General features: G+C 70.3%; 21 protein-coding genes and 1 pseudogene. 10 read left to right on the top strand and 12 right to left on the bottom strand.

The genetic code is table 11. The features are described from left to right. Positions 1–255: 255 nt before the first annotated feature. Complete coding sequence (locus ACVGV2_RS13710) at positions 256–1,581, bottom strand: IS701 family transposase (RefSeq protein ID WP_459162755.1); 1,326 nt, start codon at positions 1,579–1,581, stop codon at positions 256–258. Positions 1,582–1,634: 53 nt separating this feature from the next. On the opposite strand from ACVGV2_RS13710, the gene ACVGV2_RS13705 reads away from it, so the two are divergent. Continuing rightward, on the top strand, positions 1,635–2,288 hold the full coding sequence (locus tag ACVGV2_RS13705; protein ID WP_459162754.1) for a class I SAM-dependent DNA methyltransferase: 654 nt from the start codon (positions 1,635–1,637) through the stop codon (positions 2,286–2,288). 127 nt (positions 2,289–2,415) lie between these two features. Here the strand turns inward: ACVGV2_RS13705 and ACVGV2_RS13700 are convergent, their stop codons facing one another. The 6 genes from ACVGV2_RS13700 to ACVGV2_RS13675 all read right to left on the bottom strand — a co-directional run bounded on the left by ACVGV2_RS13700 (position 2,416) and on the right by ACVGV2_RS13675 (position 4,843). Then, entirely contained in the window at positions 2,416–2,868 is a 453-nt protein-coding gene (locus ACVGV2_RS13700; RefSeq protein ID WP_459162753.1) for an SRPBCC family protein, read from the bottom strand. 307 nt (positions 2,869–3,175) lie between these two features. Beyond that, positions 3,176–3,433, bottom strand: a complete 258-nt coding sequence (locus ACVGV2_RS13695; RefSeq protein WP_459162752.1) for a hypothetical protein — start codon at positions 3,431–3,433, stop codon at positions 3,176–3,178. A 126-nt stretch (positions 3,434–3,559) separates the two neighbouring features. Beyond that, complete coding sequence (locus tag ACVGV2_RS13690; RefSeq protein WP_459162751.1) at positions 3,560–3,886, bottom strand: type II toxin-antitoxin system PemK/MazF family toxin; 327 nt, start codon at positions 3,884–3,886, stop codon at positions 3,560–3,562. After that, entirely contained in the window at positions 3,883–4,125 is a 243-nt protein-coding gene (locus ACVGV2_RS13685) for an antitoxin MazE family protein (protein ID WP_459162750.1), read from the bottom strand. Before ACVGV2_RS13685 ends, ACVGV2_RS13690 begins: the two co-directional genes overlap by 4 nt. A 98-nt stretch (positions 4,126–4,223) precedes the next feature. Next, positions 4,224–4,604, bottom strand: a complete 381-nt coding sequence (locus tag ACVGV2_RS13680; protein WP_459162749.1) for a type II toxin-antitoxin system VapC family toxin — start codon at positions 4,602–4,604, stop codon at positions 4,224–4,226. Beyond that, positions 4,601–4,843, bottom strand: coding sequence for a hypothetical protein (locus tag ACVGV2_RS13675; protein WP_459162748.1), 243 nt, complete (start codon positions 4,841–4,843; stop codon positions 4,601–4,603). Before ACVGV2_RS13675 ends, ACVGV2_RS13680 begins: the two co-directional genes overlap by 4 nt. 103 nt (positions 4,844–4,946) lie before the next feature. Between ACVGV2_RS13675 and ACVGV2_RS13670 the strand changes: the two genes are divergently transcribed. Then, entirely contained in the window at positions 4,947–5,450 is a 504-nt protein-coding gene (locus ACVGV2_RS13670) for a VOC family protein (protein ID WP_459162747.1), read from the top strand. A 687-nt stretch (positions 5,451–6,137) separates the two neighbouring features. Here ACVGV2_RS13670 and ACVGV2_RS13665 read toward each other — a convergent pair. Continuing rightward, positions 6,138–6,332, bottom strand: coding sequence for a hypothetical protein (locus ACVGV2_RS13665; protein WP_459162746.1), 195 nt, complete (start codon positions 6,330–6,332; stop codon positions 6,138–6,140). 96 nt (positions 6,333–6,428) lie between these two features. Here ACVGV2_RS13665 and ACVGV2_RS13660 point away from each other — a divergent pair, with 96 nt between their 5' ends. From ACVGV2_RS13660 to ACVGV2_RS13650, 3 genes and pseudogenes are all read left to right on the top strand, one after another. Further along, positions 6,429–6,992, top strand: a complete 564-nt coding sequence (locus ACVGV2_RS13660; protein WP_459162745.1) for a TetR/AcrR family transcriptional regulator — start codon at positions 6,429–6,431, stop codon at positions 6,990–6,992. 38 nt (positions 6,993–7,030) lie between these two features. Continuing rightward, entirely contained in the window at positions 7,031–7,270 is a 240-nt protein-coding gene (locus tag ACVGV2_RS13655; protein ID WP_459162744.1) for a hypothetical protein, read from the top strand. Continuing rightward, positions 7,267–7,437, top strand: a pseudogene (locus ACVGV2_RS13650) (PIN domain-containing protein); the annotation flags it as partial. The gene ACVGV2_RS13655 and the pseudogene ACVGV2_RS13650, both read left to right, overlap by 4 nt. A 594-nt stretch (positions 7,438–8,031) precedes the next feature. Here the strand turns inward: ACVGV2_RS13650 and ACVGV2_RS13645 are convergent. The 4 genes from ACVGV2_RS13645 to ACVGV2_RS13630 form a co-directional block, all read right to left on the bottom strand. Further along, the gene (locus tag ACVGV2_RS13645) at positions 8,032–8,277 is read right to left on the bottom strand and encodes a hypothetical protein (RefSeq protein ID WP_459166093.1); all 246 of its coding nucleotides are present in this window, start codon (positions 8,275–8,277) and stop codon (positions 8,032–8,034) included. Positions 8,278–8,302: 25 nt separating this feature from the next. After that, positions 8,303–8,800 carry an RpiB/LacA/LacB family sugar-phosphate isomerase gene (locus ACVGV2_RS13640; RefSeq protein WP_459162743.1) on the bottom strand — a complete coding sequence of 166 codons (498 nt, stop codon included), beginning with the start codon at positions 8,798–8,800 and terminating at the stop codon, positions 8,303–8,305. A gap of 279 nt (positions 8,801–9,079) precedes the next feature. Then, on the bottom strand, positions 9,080–10,924 hold the full coding sequence (locus tag ACVGV2_RS13635; protein WP_459162742.1) for an EAL domain-containing protein: 1,845 nt from the start codon (positions 10,922–10,924) through the stop codon (positions 9,080–9,082). A gap of 147 nt (positions 10,925–11,071) precedes the next feature. Continuing rightward, the gene (locus tag ACVGV2_RS13630) at positions 11,072–12,292 is read right to left on the bottom strand and encodes a lycopene cyclase family protein (RefSeq protein WP_459162741.1); all 1,221 of its coding nucleotides are present in this window, start codon (positions 12,290–12,292) and stop codon (positions 11,072–11,074) included. A gap of 73 nt (positions 12,293–12,365) precedes the next feature. On the opposite strand from ACVGV2_RS13630, the gene ACVGV2_RS13625 reads away from it, so the two are divergent. From ACVGV2_RS13625 to ACVGV2_RS13605, 5 genes are all read left to right on the top strand, one after another. After that, positions 12,366–13,940, top strand: coding sequence for a deoxyguanosinetriphosphate triphosphohydrolase family protein (locus ACVGV2_RS13625; RefSeq protein WP_459162740.1), 1,575 nt, complete (start codon positions 12,366–12,368; stop codon positions 13,938–13,940). A 61-nt stretch (positions 13,941–14,001) separates the two neighbouring features. Further along, on the top strand, positions 14,002–14,673 hold the full coding sequence (locus ACVGV2_RS13620; RefSeq protein ID WP_459162739.1) for an acVLRF1 family peptidyl-tRNA hydrolase: 672 nt from the start codon (positions 14,002–14,004) through the stop codon (positions 14,671–14,673). Positions 14,674–14,851: 178 nt separating this feature from the next. Beyond that, complete coding sequence (locus tag ACVGV2_RS13615; RefSeq protein ID WP_459162738.1) at positions 14,852–16,480, top strand: ABC-F family ATP-binding cassette domain-containing protein; 1,629 nt, start codon at positions 14,852–14,854, stop codon at positions 16,478–16,480. 401 nt (positions 16,481–16,881) lie between these two features. Then, entirely contained in the window at positions 16,882–17,091 is a 210-nt protein-coding gene (locus tag ACVGV2_RS13610) for a helix-turn-helix domain-containing protein (protein WP_459156449.1), read from the top strand. 95 nt (positions 17,092–17,186) lie between these two features. Next, entirely contained in the window at positions 17,187–17,999 is an 813-nt protein-coding gene (locus ACVGV2_RS13605; protein WP_459162737.1) for an enoyl-CoA hydratase/isomerase family protein, read from the top strand. Positions 18,000–18,014 lie beyond the last annotated feature (15 nt).

The following is an 18,014-nucleotide window of genomic DNA, read 5'->3' as shown; positions in this document are numbered from 1 at the left end:
GGCATCCGTGCGCATCCGCCACAGCAGCTCCTGCCCCTTCCTGCACGTCTACGTCGACGTCGCGCTCCTGCGCTGGGCTACCCAGACGGGACCGTCGAAGGGGCGCGCTAGCATCGCGCGATGAGCTCCACGGAAGACGTCTCGGCAGCCTGGGAAGACAACGCGAACGACTGGATCGACTGGACTCGAACTCCCGATAACGACGCGTTCTTCCGGCATTTTCAGCACCCGGCTTTCACCCGTGGGCTTTGGGGGTTATGTGGCTGCTTCGGCCCAGGCTTGGTGGATGGCGAGGGTTTCCTGTGGGGTGGGTGTGCGCTGGGTTTCTGGTTGAAATTGTGCGGCGATGATCAGGCGGCGGAGCTTGACGAGCATGTCTTGGTAGGCGGGTTCGGTCTTGCTGGTGTACCAGGGGGCGGCTTGGCGTCGTTGTTGCACATCGCTGGGGTTGTGGCCGGCCAGCGTGTACCACACGGTGGTGAGGCTGTAGGTGATCAGTCCGAAGGGCACAGTGCGTTCCACGGCGTGGGTGACGCGGTTTTCGGCGTGGCCGACGCCGGCGAGGTGTTTGGCGTCGTGGAAGGTGACTTCGATGGCCCACCGGGCGGCGTACCGTTCGATGAGGAGCTCGGCCGGGCTGTCGAGGTCGGTGGTCACCAGCGCCACATCGTGGTTGCGGCTGCGCGTGACTGTGGGTTCGCGGACGCAGATGAGGCGGATGTGCTGGTCGCGGAGCACGCCGGGCCAGAGGCACCGGCGTTCACAGATGTCGATGGCCGCGGTGCGGCCGTAGCGGGTGACGGTTCCGGTTCGCCAGGGCCCGGTTGCGGCGATCGCGGTCGGTGTGCCGATCTTGGGGCCCTTGTAGCGCGGGCGACCGACCCCGGGTTGGGGGGTGTGCACCGCGTAGAAGGCGGCGTTGCTCCGGGGCCGCACGGTCACCGTCACCGTGGGGGGCATGCCGCGCCAGTAGCGGGTGCCGTACAACGCATCAGCGACGACATGCACCCGGCGTTGCGGATACGCACCCGCGATCTGTGTGATCAACTCGCGGGCGAGGGCGGGTTTGGACGGGGCCTGCTCGGCACGGGGGTTCCACAGCCGTGCCAGGATCGGCAGACACACCGGGCGGGTGGCGAAGGGCAGCGTGATCAGCACGCCGGCCACGACCCAGGTGTGGCCCCACGCGCTGGCCGCGCCCGGGCTGGCGCTGGTGGGATCTCGGTGCCACGCGGTGCCATGCGTCTTACGCCCCGCCCGGCGGAACAGCGTGTCATCGACGGCCACCCGCACCGGCTCCTCCGGGCCCAGCACCCGGTCGACGATCACCGACAGCAGCTTCAGCCCGACCCGGTCGACACTCCACACCGCGCGGGAGAAAAACCAGTGCGCCCGCTCATGGCGCCACCGCCGGGCCAGGCCGGCCGCGGTGAGCATGCCGCACACCGTGGCCCGACCGGTCTGACTGATCATGCCCGTCACCAGCACGACAAACGTGGCAAACGACGGCGCCGTGAAACACGGCCGGAACACCTCCACCAACACCGCGAACGAACCGGGTAACCTCACCGGCCGGAGCATCGGCGGCACTCTCCTTACCGAGACGTGATGAGCAACCGCCGATGCTCCTTTCCATGATCAACCCACGTCACGCTGACACGCCGAAACCCAAAAACCCCAAAGCCCACTTCACCCAGATCGTGCCGGGGCCGGGTCGCCGCACGGTGGAGATCGGCTGCGGCGAGGGGCGGGTGGGTCGGTGGCTGGCCGAGGAAGGCCACTCGGTGGCCGGCATCGATAGCGCGCCCACGCTGGTGGACAGCGCGCGGGCAGCGGGTGGCTACGACGAGCTCGTGTGCGGAGACGCCGCCTCACTGCCCTGGCCGGACGACGAGTTCGACGGGGCTGTCGCGTTCATGGCCTTGCACGACATGCCCGTCATGCCCCAGGCCATCCACGAGGTCGCGCGCGTGCTGCAACCCGGTTCGCCGTTCTGCATCGCGATCGTCCATCCGGCCAATCGCCCGAGCGAACATCTCGAGGACTACTTCACCGAGCATCGCAACAGGGACGAAATCGAGCAGAACGGGCTGCGGATGACGTTCGTCGGCATCAACAGGCCGTTCGAGGCGTACACACGTGCACTGTGCGCCGCGGGCTTCGTCATCGAAGAACTGCACGAGCCGCGCCCCGATCCCGCCGCCGTCGAACGTGTCCCTGACCTCGCCGCCGCGACGCGGAGCCCGTTCTTCCTGCACATGCGCTGCCGCCTCGCCGGTGAACGCTAGCGAGCACTACTCCGGCCTGGTGCACATCGGGGCAGGACGGATCTTCGCCGAAACAGCGCTCGGGTCCGATGCGCTCCGGGGCGCCCTGACGTGGCGGGCGCCTTTGAGCTGTTCTGCCAGCGCCTGACTAGTGCTGCCGGTGTTCGAGGTAGTGCTTGGCGAGTGCGAGCTCCTCGCGCACCTCGCGTTCGAGGCGGCGGCGAAACAGCGGTTCCAGCAGCCACCGCGCCAGCGGCGTGAACCGAAACTCGAGCGTGCGCACCACCCGAGTGCCTGCCTCGACTGCTTCGCACTCGAAGCTGGCCTGAAACTGCGCGAGGGCGTGCGCGATGCGGTTGGCTGGCAACGGCGTCAGAGCGATGTCGATGCGGTGGCCAGGTGTCAGCCGGGCGTACTGGATCACTTTCGGCTGGCGTAGTCCCGCGAGCTTGGGGCGGCAGGCGAACTCGACCACGTCACCGTCGCGGCGCTGCCACAGCACCGGGCTGATCTTCTTGTCGACCTGCGCATAGCGCTCGATGTCCATGACCAGACCGAGGAACTCCTCCGGCGTGGCGCGCACCGTCTCCTGCACCTGCACCCTCACCACAGGGCTGAGCGTAACTCACGTCACCGCCAATGATCAGAATCCGCACGTGGGTCATGACCGGGCCCAGAGCCCGCCCTCAGTGCCCACCGGCTCCGGCAGCCACGGACCCACATACTGTTCGCGCCTGCAGGTGTCGGCGCCCCAGCGTTTGCTCGGCCGTGGCAGTCTGCACGCGTGCCGACGTCTCTGCCCGCCGCGTTGCCTCGTCTGGAAGAGGCGCCGCTGGTGCTGCGCGGGTTCGGTGAGTCCGACGTGCCCCTGATCCAGGAGGTCGCGACCTACCCCCTCATTCCGCTGATCACGACCGTGCCCGCCGATCCCGATCCCGAGGCCGCCATTCCCAGACGTACCCACCACGGTGCTCGCCGCCGCGATACGGCCAGAGCGCATGCCGGCCAAGCATCGCCAGCACCTCGACGCCAGCCATCAGCAGCTGGCCGATCTCGCCCCCAGTGGCCGCGTCGTCCTCGCAGAGCACGCCACCCATCAGCTCACCCTGGAACAGCCACAACTCGTCCTGCAACACATTGCGGAAACCATCGCGATCCCAGAGCACGAATGAGAACGAAGCCTGGGAAGCGCGTCCGCAGCGGAACGGTAAGCGGACACACGTCTGGGGTTGCGACTGGTGCCGCAGCGGCGCCGTCCCCGGACGAAGACGGCCGGGCTGTGGGAAGCTGTGTCAGGCGAGTCCGAGGAAGACCACCAGAGCGCGGCCCAGGGCGAGCATGTCGGTATCGGAGACCTCGCCGACCCGTTCGCCGAGCTTGGACCGGGGCATGGTGGTGAGCTTATCGACCATTATGCTGCTGCTCCTGGTCAGCCCAATGCCCGGTTCGGGCTCCAAGGGAATCCGCAGCAGCGGAATTTCGGTGGGGTCACTGGTCAGTGGGCAGACGGTGATCGAATCGGTGGCGTCGAACCGGTCGTCCTGGACGACGAGCACCGGGCGCGGTCTACCCGCGTAGTGTGTTTCCCCGGAGGCGGTCCAGATCTCGCCCCGCCTCACTCCTCATCCTCGTCGTCGCCTTCGTCATCAAACCACGAGATGGCGTCGACGAACGCCTGGTCCTCGGGCTCATGCGGGCTGGCGGCCGCCAGCGCAGACTGGCGATGAGCCTCGGCGGCAAACCCGGGTGCCCGCACGTCGGGCACCCAGATCTGCACTGGCCGCAACCCCTGGCGGCGCAGCCGTGCCCGGTGCGCGGCTACTCGCTGCCGAACCGGAGGGGTCTCTTGTTCAGCCATGTTCCCATGGTTACATGTAACTAGGCCAAGTTGCCAACCACGTCAGCACGCCAGGGTCGACGCCATCTCACTTGCCGATCCGCTCGCGTACGCGGTAGTCAGCACAGCAGCTCGATGTGGCATTCGGGGCCGGGCGCGTTTGCCAGCCGGGCGTCGGTGGTCAGCAATGCGGTGGCGTCGGCCAGTTCGGTCAAGGCGACGTAGGTGGCGTCGTGGGCGCTGAGGTTGTGCCGCAGCGCCCACATCCGCGGTCGTAACCAGTCGGCTGGGAACCTGGTCAGCGTGAGCTGGGTAAACCCCTGCAGCGCGAGGTCTCCTTGCTGATCACTGAGGGCGCCGCGGCGGACAAGGCCTCGCAGTACGTGGGTGACTTCGCTGTCGATCAGATGCGGAGCCGCCAGTTCTTCGTCGCCGAGCCGCTCGGGAGCGAGGCTTCCGGCGAACAGCTCCACGACGACGCCGGCGTGGACGATCCTCACTCGCCGCGACCCTCGTGCAGCACCGACAAGATCGTGTCGCGATCCGATCGTCCCCGAACGCTGGCCTGGGTCCGGCGAATCACCCCAGCGTTGTGCCCGACAACCTGGGCTCGCTTGGCGAGGTGCTCGAGTTCGCGCTGGAGATATCTGGTCAGCGAGAGTCCCTGCGCATGGGCGGCCTCGACCAGGGCGTCGTGAACCTCGTCGGGTACGTCGCGAATGTGCATGACCTTCGACATGCCACCAATCATACGAAGGTGGGTGCAAAATGCACCCAAAGAGACTCAGTGGGGATTCCGCTGCGGACGCCGGGTTGTCGGGGGGTGCGGGCAGGGTAGTGGCATGGACACCAACGAGGAGATCGTGCTCCCGGCTCACTCCGTTCCCGACGCCGGTGCCGTGCTCAACCCGTTCGTCATCGTGGATGATGCGGCCGGCCTGATCACTTTCATCTCCGAGGTCTTCGGCGTTCCGGAGACGACCGAGGCCAGAACCCCCATGCCTGATGGGAAGCTGATTCATGCCCAGCTGCGGCTCGGCACCGTCGATGTGATGCTGGCCGACCGGCTCGAGGGTTGGCCAGCATGGCCCGGCTTGCTGCAGGTGTGGGTTCGGGATGTGGCAACGGTGCTCGAGCGGGCCACCGCGCAGGGCGCTGCCACGGTCACCGACCCGATCCCGTTCTACGGTGAATCGACCCTCGGCAGGATGCTCGATCCCTGGCACAACCTCTGGTGGTTGTGGGCACCCGCGCCGGGCCAGCCCGACCCGGCACTCGATGGGGACGGCGGTTCGGACGCGATGTTCGACATGCTCGACGAGGCCCTGCGGTCACTGGCGAGGTGAATCGACCTGGAGCGGGCGGACCCGCCGAGACGAGACCCGCCGCGGAACTGTGTGGCACCACCGTTGGCAGCGGGATGCCCGTCGGTGGCCATGACAGGGATCCCGTCGGGTGTCGGCTTGCACCAATACTGTTCGGTGACGTCACTGTTGATCGTGGAGGGTCCTGTGGCAGAGGTCCCCACTGACGATCTCACCGTGGTTCTCGGTGCTGTTGGCGACCTGCTCGCCGAGGTTCGGCGCGATCCGGGGTTTGCGTAACCTTCGATGAGCACGTTGCCCGGGTTCGGGCCTGTGTCGCTGGGCGCACATGCCCGGCGGCGGAGAGCGGCTGTCGGCTGCGGGGCTGGGGTGCTCGCAGCCGCTCGCATGGGGTCGCGAGCACCCCGCAGGCGCGGGACGACGTGGCCCACGCCTTCCTCCTCTTTTTCACCGCGGCCGCGTCGCTGCTACCCGCGAAGCCCCACCTGCGAGGATGCGTACGTTGCGGTGACTCGCCCGCGCTGAGCCACAGCGCGGGCGGGGCGGGCCAAGGGGGGAAGGGCGAGGGCCCGACCCGCCCGCGCCGGTGATGCTGCGGCGGCCGGCACGGAGGTACGGCTGGCCGCCGACCTGGCCTGCCTGGGGACAGCCCCAGCAGGCAGGCATCATCCTGCCGCACGGCGAGCCGGGGGTGATCATTGCCTCGAGTCACTTGGTTTGCCGGTTCGGGGAAAGCAGGGACCCGAGGGTCACCAGGATTTCCACGCCGCCGACGATCCAGAGCACGTTGCCGAGGGTTGTCAGGTTGACCGGCCCGACATCGGTGTCCCCGCCGTAGACGCGCAGCAGGATTCCGACGAGCACCAGGGCTGCGCCGAGCAGGATGTATTTGACGCCGAACACCACGTACCTCCTCCGAACACTGTTGAGATACGACTGTATCTCAACGGGCGGAGCTGCGGGTACACCCGAAGGGGATACGGCTGTATTCTCGAATATGTGCCGAAGCTCGTGGACCGAGAGGCCGCCCGTCGGGAAATCGCCGCCGCGCTGCTGTCGGTGCTCGCCGAGCAGGGCATCGACGCGGTCAGCGTGCGCACCGTGGCCACCGCGGCCGGGCGATCGCCCGGCGCGGTGCAGAAGTACTTCGCCACCAAGGACGAGATGCTCGCGGCCGCGCTGGAGCTCTACTGCGAACGGTCCGGCGCGCGCATCGACGCCGTCGCCCGGGACGGCGACCCGGTCGAGACCGTGACCGCGCTGGTGGCCGCAACCCTGCCGCTGGACGAGCCACGCCGGGTGGACACGCTGGTGCTGCACGAGTTCGCGCTGCGTGCGGCACGCGATGAACGGCTCGCCGACCGGCTGCGCGTGCTGGACCAGCAGATACAGGACGAGCTCACCGCATACCTGGGCACCGCGCCCGAGACGGCCGCAGCGATCATCGCCCTCTCCGACGGTCTGGCCATGCGGCTGCTCTACGGTTCCCAAACGCCGTCGCAGGCCCTGGCAGCGCTACGCACCGGGATCGCCGCCGTGCTCGCGCAGCCGCCCACAGCCTGAGCGGCAGCCGCGTACCAAGGGTCGGAGTGGGGGAGTCGATGAGGCAGGCGCCGCAGGGGCGGACGGAGCGGATCACGTCGTGGCCACGACTGATCGGGCTGCTCCTGCTGCTGGTCGGGATCATTGTGGGCGGTTCCATCGCGGCCACGGTGGCCCTTCCCGCAGACCCGGCGGTGGCCCCGGAGCGCTATGTCGCCTCCTACCGGCCACCCCAGGGCAGCGGCCTCACCGTCGACGACGCGACCGCCGCGGTGCGGGAGGTGCGCGAAGCGTCGTGAGCCTGGCCGTGATCGACGCTTCCGTCCTGACCGCCTTCTACGCAGCCGACGATCCTCGCCGTGACGCGGTCGCGGCACGCCTGGCCACCGGCGACGCCCTGGTTGCCCCTGCCCACGTGGATGCTGAGGTCGTTTCCGCGTTGCGCCGCACGGCCCGCCGCAGCCCCGTGCTGCACGCCGCAGTACCCGCCGCCCTGCAGCATCTGGCGGAGTTCCCCATTCGGCGCATGCCGCTGGCTCCTGCTGCTGCAGCGCATCTGGGAGCTCCAAGACAACATCACGTCCTACGCCGCTGCGTACGTCGCACTGGCCGAACGCCTCGACGGCGCGCTGATCACCGCAGACGGCAAGCTCGCCGCAGCCAGCGGGGCTCGCTGCAGCGTCGACCTCATCACCTGACCCCGCGTCCGGTTGCCGTCCCGTTACGGACGCGAACTCGTATGCCCGACCTGACTCCATGGGTTGTGGCAGCAAACGCCGAGGGGCTCGAAGTGTTTGGTGTTTCCCGTCACGACGATCATCTCTGCCGCCTGTGCGATGGGGGCGATGAGGACGCCGTCCAACGGTGCGTGCTCGGGAACCGAAAGGTGGCAAGGATCCGCGCGGCTGGCAGGTCGAACGGCAGTACGTGGTCGGCGAATGCCGGCAAGACGCGCTCCTCGAGCCACCGGCGCAGGACCCCGCCTTGTGCCGCGTCGGTTCGTTCCTTGGCGACGACACCGCGTTCGATCTCTGCGATCGTCGTGGCAGTCACGAACTGGTCAGTTGCCGGAATCGACGCTACCCAGGCCTCGACCGATGGATTGCGTCCGCGGACTGCCCAGCTCGCCTTCAGGCGGCTGCCCTTCCAAGCTGTGGAAGCCCACGGGTTCGCCCCCGCTGTCCGCGATGACTCCCCGGCGCGCCTCCAGCTCTTCCGGGTGCAACGTCAGTTCGTCACGGCACGCTTCAAGGAACGCCTGGTCATATCCCCAGTAGCCTTTCGACCGTATGGCCAACTCCGTCAAGATGCCCGCCTCAGCAGCAGCACGATCAAGACTCCAGCCGGCCGGTCTCCTCGTATTTCGTGATCACCGCGATCTTCTCCGCGGACGCGGAGGACGGGTCGAACTGATAGCCGAGCCAGTCGGTGACCAGGCGCTCAGCGAGCTGGAAACCGACCACCCGTTCGCCGAGCGCGAGCACCTGGCAGTTGTTGGACAGCACCGAGCGCTCCAAGGAGAACGGGTCGGTGGCCACGGCCGCCCGGATCCCGCGCACCTTGTTCGCCGAGATCGCCTCGCCCAGTCCGGTCCCGCCGAGGACGACGGCCCGATCGTCGTGCCCGTCGCGCACTGCTTCGGCCGCCCGGATGCACGGCACCGGGTAGGGGGTGGTGTCGCTGCGGTCGCGCACTCCGAAGTCGTGCACCTCGCTGACCCGCGGGTCGTTCCGCAGTGCCGCGGCGAGGTGGTCGCGGAGCGCGACACCGGCGTCGTCCGTGGCGATCGCGATGCGGTGGTTCGCGGACTCGGTCCTCGCAGTCGTCATGCCCGCGGGGTACCTCGTGAGCGCGGCGCTAATCAGCGGGGAGGTCCATTTCACACGCCCGGTCGGCACGCCGGTGTGCACCGGTTCCGCGGATCCAACGGAGCGATGGCCCAGCACGCGATGGTACCGGGCCAAGGCCGGGGCGCGTCCGCTTCGGCCGAACTGCGACCGCAGCACGCGGCGCCGGCCGAGCCGCTGTCGTGCGCGTTGCGCGCGGTGGAGCGGGCGCGCATCGCCTCCGGCGGCGTGGTCGTCGTGCCCGGCAGCGATGCGCCGTCGTCACGGATCTTCCGCAGACCCCGGGTCGCTGCCGGACTCGGCGGCCCGCACGGTCCGCCGCAGCGCCCCGGCGAAGCTCTCGTCCACGCTGCGCTTGTTGCTCTGCCGCGGCACTTCCGAACCGTTCTTCGGCGTGCCGCGCAGCACGTTGACCTGCTCCGAGCCGGGGCGGGAGAGCACCCAGCTGGAGCCGGACAGCGACTTGGCCTCGTGCTTGAGCGGGGCCAGGCGTTGCGAGGCCTGTTCGTAGGACGTGACCGTCGACGGGGTGCACACCACGGTCGCCAGGGACAGGCCCACTTCCACGTCCCCGATGCGCCGCGGCGGGTCGAGCACCCGTTCGGACAGGGCGACGACGTCGTCGACATCGGCGACGAGCAGGAAGTCATCGCCGCCGACGTGGCCCACGGCCACCGAGTCGAACGCGGTGGCGGCGTCGGTCAGCGCCCGCCCGAGGGCGCGGATCAGCTCATCGCCCGCGGAGAACCCGACCTCGTCGTTGACGGCTTTGAACCCGTCCACGTCGAGCCAGCTGACCGTGAACACCTCGCCGGCGGCGATGCGGCGCGCCACGTCGCGGGCGACCGCGTCGCTCCCGGGCAGCCGCGTCAGCGGGTTCAGCGTCGCGGCCTGTTCGACCTTCAGGTCGGCCATGCCGCGGATCAGGTCGCCGGCCTGGATCACGCCGAGGCAGCGGCCGTCCTCGTCGACGACGACCGCGTCGTCGTACATCCGGTTCTGACTGGATTCGGTGACCAGGCCCAGCGCCTCCATCGCCGTGGTGGCGGTGGTGACCACCCGCGGTTCGTCGGCCAGCCGGGAGGCGGGTCGTTTCGCGTGCAGCGCGTGCCCGTACGGGCCGGTGACGGCGAGCAGGAAGCGGTTGCGCTCGACCGTCCACTGCGGAGCGTTGTGCTCGTCGACGAGGACGACGCCGCTGACCTCCGGCTGCTGGGCGAAGACTTCGCGCACCTCGTCGGCGAGGACCGCGTGCGACAGCGTGACGGCCGGAACCAGGAACTCGGACACGCGGGGGCCCGCGGCGAGCGTGCGCACCTGCGTCGAGCCCGGATCGGTGACCTCCGCGGCCACACCGGGGACCGTGCGCGTGGCCGGGGGCCGCCGGGCGGCGGGCCCGAGCAGGTTGCCCTGGACCATGCGCACGCCGTTGTGCCGCAGTGCGGTGAGTTGCCGTTCGGAGCTCACGCCGACGGCGTGCAGGCGCGCGTCGATGCTGCGGCACAGGTGCGCCAGGGCTTCCAGCGTCGCCACCCGGTGCGGATCGTCGGGCACTCCCGCGACCACGGAGGAGTCCACTTTGATCAGATCCGGGACGAGGTCGGTGATCACCTTCAGCGGGACGTCGCCGCTGCCCATGTCGTCCAGCGCGAGCCGGAAGCCCGCCTCGCGCAGCTGCTGCGCCGCAGCCAGGAACCGGTCGGTGTCCAGCCGGGTGAACGGCGGCCCGATCTCCAGGGTGATGTCGGCTTCGTGCCGTCCGGTGGCGCGGACGTGATCGCGCAGCGCCAGCACCTGCTCGGTCGACTCGACGATGGTGCCGGCGAAGACGTTGACGTGCAGCGGCACGTGCGCCTCGTGCTCGGCGGCCACGCCCAGCGCCGAGGTCACCAGCGCGACGTCGAGGTCGGCGAGCCGGCGCTGCCGCGCCGCGGCGCGGAACAGCGATCCCACGTTGCCGCTGGCCGGCCGGGACAGCACTTCCGCCGCGACGATGGCACCCGTGCGGACGTTGACGACCGGTTGGAAACCGAACCGCACGGCGTTGAGCAACGCGCGCACGGAGTCCGCACTGCCTGCGAACATCGTCTCGCCGGTGCTGTGCACGAACCGCTCCGTGACATGTCAGTCCTCCACTGCGGTGAAGGAACGTCCGCCTCCCACTCCGGACCAACCTAGCGCGGTTGAGCAGTGCGTAACACCGTCCTCACGGGCAGGTTGTGGCCATGGACACAACCGAACGCGGCGGCGCGGCTACAACTCGTGTGGTCCGGTGCGGCCGAAGCCGTGCCGCGCGACCGGGCGGCCCGGGCGCACGCTGCCCCACACCAGGCGGCGCCGCACCCGCCCGGGGGCGGTCCGGAACATCGCGGACATCGCCGTTGCGGTGCGCACGGGATCCCCGTCGCCGGCGAGGAACGCCGCGCGGTGCCGCGGGGGCAAGGTGAAGAACGCTTCGAACATCTCCGGCACCAGGCGCGGCGGAAGCGTCAGCATCGCGTCCAGCGCCCGCCGCCGCAGCAGGTGCGCACCGACCTGGCGCGGTGGCCACAGCATCGCCCAGGCGGCGCGGGCGGCCTGCTGCGGTCCGCTGCCCAGCCCGGCGCTGATGGCCGCCGCCAGCCACGGTGCGCGGCGCAGCGAGGTGGCCACGCTGAAGCCGCTCGCCGGGTGCACCATGCCGGCCGCGGCGCCGAACGGGACCACCCGCCCGGGTTTGGGCAGCGGGTCGTCGACCGGGAACCGCACGCGCTCCTCGGCGAGGCGCTGGTCGACGTCGACGCCCGCGGCCGCCAGTCGTCCGGCCAGCCGTCGGCGCAGCAGCGCCAGCGGCAGCGCGGGCCGGCGCGCCAGCGCGGTCTCCTCGACGAGCAGGCGCCCCGGCCCGGTGTGCACGGCGTAGCGGAAGGTGGGCCAGCCGCCGTCGCTGTCAGGTGGCGGACGCCAGTCCATGAACACGTCGGCGTCCTCGCCGTCCGGCAGCTGTTCGGCCGCGAGCACGACGCCCACGGCGCTTTGCTGCGCGGGAGTGCGCGGCGGTCGCCCGCCGCAGAGCACGCGGGCCGCGCCGGTCGCGTCCACGACCGCGGCCGCGGCCAGGCACCGCCCGTCGCGCAGGTGCACCGTCGACCCGGTCGGTCCGTGCTCGGCGCCGGCGACGCGGCCGGTGACCTCGGTGATGCCGGGGCGTTGCAGGTGCTCCCGCAGCACGGTGTTGTCGAGCACCACGTACGGGCCGTGCCAGGTGTGCCAGTCGGTGCCGTGCACGCGGACCCGGGGCATGGCCGCGGCGATGGCCGCTTCCGGCAGCGCGGGAGGCAGTTCCGCCTTCCAGGCCGCGTAGGTGTGCGGCCAGCCGCGCCGCGGGTTGGGGTCGACGAGCGCGACCTGAAGTCCGGTGTCGGCGCAAGCCGCGGCTACCGAACGGCCCGCGGGGCCGGCGCCTGCGACGAGGACATCCACCACGCTCCGCATCAGATCATGGCCTCTCCGGCACGGTGCGCAGCCCCTGGCCGGTGCGCGCCGGCGCTCCCGGTAGCGTGACACCATGCCGACACGTTCCGAACTCCGCGCTCGCCGCTTCGGGGGGAACGCGAGTGCGGCCTCGACCGAGGACCTGGCGGGCAGTCCGTTCCGCGCGGACCGGGACCGGGTGTCGACTTCGGCGTTCTTCGCCCGCCTCGGCGGTGTGACGCAGGTCGTCAGCCCCGGCGGCCCCGGTCTGCTGCTGCACAACCGCCTGACGCACAGCCTCAAGGTGGCGCAGGTGGCCCGCGCCGTGGGAGAGCGCCTGCTGGCGGAGCAGGAGATCGCGACCACGTTGGACCGGCTCGGCGGCTGCGACCTCGACGTGGTCGAGGCGGCCGCGCTCGGCCACGACCTGGGGCACCCGCCGTTCGGGCATCTCGGTGAGGTCGTGCTCGACCGGTTGGGTCGCCACCGGTTCGGGCTGGTGGACGGTTTCGAAGGCAACGCCCAGAGCTACCGCGTGGTCACGCGGATCGACGTGCACGGCACCGGCGGCAGCGGCCTGGACCTGACCGCGGCGGTGCGCGCGGCGCTGCTGAAGTACCCGTGGACGCGGGTGCCGCATCCCGAGGCGCCGGATCCGCGCGGGGTGGCCGGCCCGCCGCGCGGCGCCTCGGAACCGGCGGACGCCGCGGGAACGGGTTCGGTGAAGTTCTCCGGCTACCTCAGCGAACTCGCGGACCTGCGGCACGCGCGGGCTCCGTTCGACGAGCTGGAGCACTGGCAGCAGACCGTCGAAGCGTCCATCATGGACACCGCGGACGACATCGCCTACGCGATCCACGACCTCGAGGACTTCCACCGCGTGGGAGTGCTGCAGGGTGCGAACGTCGACAGCGAACTGACCCAGTGGTTGGGCGATTCCCTGATGTTCGCCGGCGTCGCCGACGCGGAGCTCGCGGAGAACGAGCAGCGGCCGGGCGCCTCCCTGGAGGCGCTGCGCCGCCGCATCCGCGACAAGGACGCGTGGATCGCCAGCGACGAGGCCTTCGTCAACGCGGTCAAACGCGTGCGGGACAAGCTGGTCCGCAGTCTGCTGTGGACACCGTTCGACCGCTCCCAGCAGGCTGAGCGGGCGGTCGCCGAGTTCTCCGGCGAGTGGACCCGCCGGCTGGTCGAAGGCGTCGAGGTCGAGGAGAAGCCCTCCACCCGCTCCGGGCACGTGCTGCTGGCACCCGAGCAGTGGCACGAGGTGCAGGTGCTGAAGTTCGTCCACCGCCGGTTCGTGCTGCAGCGCCCGGACCTCGCGCTGCACCAGCGCGGCCAGGACCGGCTGCTGAGCAAACTGGTCGAGGCGCTGGACAACTGGGTCATCGACCGCAGCGAGGTGGCCCGGCTGCCGCACCGGCTGCGCGACCTGTTCGACCTCGCCCGGCAGGAGACCACCGAACTGTGGGACGTGTACCAGCAGCTCAGCGACGAAGCTGCGCGAGCGGGGACGGCCGCCGAGCGCGCGGAGACCGTCGAGCGGATGGCCCGCGGCCGCGCGGTGCTCGACTTCGTCGCCTCGCTGACCGATGACCAGGCCGCCGCGCTGCTGGAGTCGTTGTCCGGGCGGACCACGCAACTCTGGAACGACGCCTTCGTGCTTTGAGCGGCCTTTCCGCAGTGACCGCCTCCACGCGTGAACGCGGTGAAGCGGCAGAGGAGGTCTCGTGGCGAGGGTGCGTGAGCTGGGCGGGGGCGGGCGGGCGGTCGAGGTCGAGCCCGAACGGGTCGCGCGCTGGTTCGACCGCTTCGCCGAGCGGCACGGCGGCGTCCAGCGCACCGAGCGCAGCGCCGAGCGGGTGACGGTGACCGCGGTCGACGGCTCCACCGCCGCGGTGGCCGTGCCGTTCGGCCCGCTGCCCGGCCCGCACGGCGCGGTGGCCGGGTTGGGCATCTCCGCGCTCGTGGAGCACCTGCGCCGCGACCGCCGGATCGGGCTGGTACTGGTGCGTCGCGGCGCGCACAGCATCGGCATCGCCGACGGCGGGCGCGTCGTGCGCTCCAGCACCGACCGCCACCGGGTGCAGGGCAGGACGAAAGCGGGCGGTTGGTCGCAGCAGCGCTACGCGCGCCGCCGCGCCGGGCAGGCCCGCGAAGCGCTGCGGGCGGCCACCGAGGCCGTGGCCAGCACGCTCGTGCCGGAGCTGCCGAGGCTCGACGGCGTGGTGCTCGGCGGTGACCGCGGCGCGCTGGACGAGCTGGCCGCCGATCGGCGCCTGGCCGACCTGTTCGCGCGGGCCGAGCCGCGCCTGCTCGACGTGGGCGAACCGCGCCGCGCGGTCCTCGACGAGGCGGCCCGGCGGGCGGTGGCGGTGGAGATCGAGGTGCACGAGGTGTGAGCACCGCGGTTTCCGCCCGGATCAACGGTGTGGCGCCTCGACGGGTACACTCGGTCCGTGGTCCGCAGGTCGAGAGCAGTGGTGAAGAGCCCCGCAGACGTGGGTTGACCGCTGTCCGCGCGGTTGCTCGCTTTCGCCGATCGTTCGTACTTGACCACGACTTTTCCCGGAGCTTTTGTTGATTTCTGCCAGCGGCCTGGAGCTGCGCGCGGGCTCGCGCATCCTGCTGTCCGACGCCACGTTGCGCGTGCAGCCCGGCGACCGGATCGGCTTGGTCGGCCGGAACGGCGCGGGCAAGACCACCACGCTGCGCGTCCTCGCCGGCGAGGAAGAGCCCTACGGCGGCACGCTGCAGCGCAGCGGCGAGATCGGCTACCTGCCGCAGGACCCGCGGGAAGGGGATCTGCGCGTCACCGCCAAGAACCGGGTGCTGTCGGCCCGCGGTCTGGACCAGCTGCTGCGGGAGATGGAGAAGGCGCAGTCGGCCATGGCCGAGCTCGCTGACGAACGGGAGCGGGACAAGGCCGTCGCGAAGTACGGCCGGCTGGAGGAGCGCTTCGCCGCGCGCGGCGGTTACGCCGCGGAAGCGGAAGCCGGCCGCATCTGCGGCAACCTCGGCTTGGAGCAGCGCGTCCTCGACCAGCCGCTGAGCACGCTCTCCGGTGGGCAGCGCCGTCGCGTCGAGCTGGCACGCATTCTCTTCGCCGCGGCCGAAGCCGGACCGGGCGGACGTTCGACCACGACCCTGCTGCTCGACGAGCCCACCAACCACCTCGACGCGGACTCGCTGAGCTGGCTGCGCGAGTTCCTCAAGGGCCACGAGGGCGGGCTGGTGGTCATCAGCCACGACGTGGAGCTGCTCGACGACGTCATCAACAAGGTTTGGTACCTCGACCCGATGCGCGGCGAGGCCGACGTCTACAACATGAACTGGCGGCGCTACCAGGAGGCGCGCGCCACCGACGAGCAGCGCCGCCGCCGCGAACGCGCGAACGCCGAGAAGAAGGCAGCGACGCTCAAGGCGCAGGCCGACAAGCTGGGGGCGAAGGCCACCAAGGCCGTCGCGGCCAAGAACATGGCGCGGCGCGCCGAGCAGATGCTGGAGGAGACCGAAGCCGAAGGCCCCGGCGAGAAGATCGCGAACATCCGGTTCCCCGAACCGGCCAAGTGCGGCAGCACACCGCTGCGCGCGTCGGGCCTGACGAAGTCCTTCGGTTCGTTGGAGATTTTCAGCGGCGTCGACCTGGCCGTGGACCGCGGTAGCCGGGTCGTCGTGCTCGGCCTCAACGGTGCGGGCAAGACCACGCTGCTGCGGCTGCTGGCGGGCAAGGAGCTCCCCGACTCCGGCCAGGTCGAATCCGGGTACGGGCTGCGCACCGGTTACTTCGCGCAGGAGCACGAAACGTTGGATCCGGACGCCTCGGTGTGGGACAACATCCGCACCGCCGCTCCGGACACCTCGGAGCAGGAGCTGCGCAACCTGCTCGGCGCGTTCCTGCTCCGCGGCGAGCAGCTGCAGCAGCCCGCCGGTTCGCTCTCCGGTGGTGAGAAGACCCGGTTGTCCCTGGCCGGCCTGGTTTCCAGCGCCGCGAACGTGCTGCTGCTCGACGAGCCGACCAACAACCTCGACCCGGCCAGCCGCGAGCAGGTGCTGGCTTCGCTGCGCGCGTACACGGGTGCGGTCGTGCTCGTCACCCACGATCCCGGCGCGGTCGAGGCGCTGCAGCCGGAACGCGTGATCCTGCTGCCGGACGGCAGCGAGGACCACTGGTCGGAGGAGTACCTCGACCTGGTCCAACTGCACTGATCCGCCTCCGCACCGCCGCGCGCGGTGCGGTGTTCCGGATGAGTGCCGGTGATCCCCTCGGTCGTGGTGAATGCCACTTTTTCGCGGGCGGATCATGCCGGAACTCGCCGAATGCGCGCCCTTGGACCGGCGTGTCAAGGATCTTGGCGTGTGATCGCGCAAAGATCACCCGTGTAGGTGGGCTTGTCGCTTGGGCGAGTGTGAAACGGGTCGTCACTTGAGTACGCACCGTTGCTGTGCCGCCGGATGGCCTAGTGCGTTCCGGTGATCGGAAGCCCCCGATTTCAACTATTGGCCGATCTTTTTTTCATGATCACCTGGCGTTCGCGCTTTTCCTGTTCGATCATTGCGCTGACAGGGGTCGCGAGGCCCGACCTGCTCGGAGGGAAGGCGGGGACACTGTGACTGAGCTGAAGAAAGGCGCGCGCATCACGGGAAGCGCACGCGACAAACTTGCCGCTGACCTGAGAAAGAAGTACGAGAAGGGAGCGAGCATCCGCGCCCTGGCCGAATCCACCGGACGGTCGTACGGGTTCGTGCACCGGGTGTTGACGGAATCCGGCGTGCAGCTTCGCGGCCGGGGCGGTGCGACGCGGTCCAAAAAGAAGTGAACGGCGGCCACGCCCGGTCGTTCTCGGGCGTGGCCGCTCAGTTCGTGCCCGGGCGTGCTGCGCACACGACCCGGCCACCCTGACGGAGGCGGCCGGTGCCGAAGACGGAAATGGACACCGAGCTGTTGGCGCGGGCCGGGGTTGACCTGGCCGTGCAGCAGCGGCACGCCACGGTCACCCTGAATCGGCCGGAAACGCGCAACGCGCAGACCCCGCTGACCTGGCGGGCGCTGCGGGAGGTCGGTGCGCATCTGGATCCGGCGATCCGCGTGGTGGTGGTGCGCGGCACCGGAGGCGTGTTCTCCGCAGGCCTCGACCAGCGGCTGCTCGACGAGGACGCGGTCGACGGCATGTCGGGGCTCGCGGACCTCGTGCGTCGCCCCACGGAACTGGCCGACGGGGAGATCGAAACGGCGCAGCAGGGTTTCACGTGGTTGCATGATCCCGAGCGGCTGACCATCGCCGCGATGGACGGCCCCGCCGTGGGAGCGGGGTTGCAACTGGCGTTGGCGTGCGACCTGCGCATCGTGTCGGAGCGGGCGCGGCTGCGGGTGGACGAAACGGAGCTGGGGCTCGTACCGGATCTCGGTGGGACCCGTCCGCTGGTGCAGACCGTGGGCTACGCGCGGGCCGTCGAGCTGTGCGTCACCGGACGGGAGGTGTCCGCACACGAGGCCGAGCGCATCGGCCTGGTGAACACCGTCGTGCCGATCGAGCAGTTCGACGGCGAAGTGGATCGGATGGTGAGCACGGCCTGCCGGCTTCCGGAAACGGCGCTGCGCGAGACGCTCGCGCTGCTGTCGCAGGACGCCGACGAGGCCGTCGACCCCGAGCAGCAGCTCGCGGCCGAACGCTCCGCCCAGCTGCGCTGCATCGGAGACCTGGCCGAACGGCACGGCTGGGAATGATCCCCAGCCGCGCCG

The organism is Bounagaea algeriensis, from assembly GCF_054491375.1.
Note: the sequence above shows the minus strand (reverse complement) of the source record. Positions and strands in the feature narration are given on the sequence as shown.

Coding starts and splice junctions, on each gene's coding strand:
- ACVGV2_RS13685 (WP_459162750.1), bottom strand. CDS start 4,125: ATGGCTGAACAAGAGACCCCTCCGGTTCGGCAGCGAGTAGCCGCGCAC.
- ACVGV2_RS13670 (WP_459162747.1), top strand. CDS start 4,947: ATGGACACCAACGAGGAGATCGTGCTCCCGGCTCACTCCGTTCCCGAC.
- ACVGV2_RS13640 (WP_459162743.1), bottom strand. CDS start 8,800: ATGACGACTGCGAGGACCGAGTCCGCGAACCACCGCATCGCGATCGCC.
- ACVGV2_RS13625 (WP_459162740.1), top strand. CDS start 12,366: ATGCCGACACGTTCCGAACTCCGCGCTCGCCGCTTCGGGGGGAACGCG.
- ACVGV2_RS13630 (WP_459162741.1), bottom strand. CDS start 12,292: ATGCGGAGCGTGGTGGATGTCCTCGTCGCAGGCGCCGGCCCCGCGGGC.
- ACVGV2_RS13705 (WP_459162754.1), top strand. CDS start 1,635: ATGATCAACCCACGTCACGCTGACACGCCGAAACCCAAAAACCCCAAA.
- ACVGV2_RS13655 (WP_459162744.1), top strand. CDS start 7,031: ATGAGGCAGGCGCCGCAGGGGCGGACGGAGCGGATCACGTCGTGGCCA.
- ACVGV2_RS13675 (WP_459162748.1), bottom strand. CDS start 4,843: ATGTCGAAGGTCATGCACATTCGCGACGTACCCGACGAGGTTCACGAC.
- ACVGV2_RS13710 (WP_459162755.1), bottom strand. CDS start 1,581: ATGCTCCGGCCGGTGAGGTTACCCGGTTCGTTCGCGGTGTTGGTGGAG.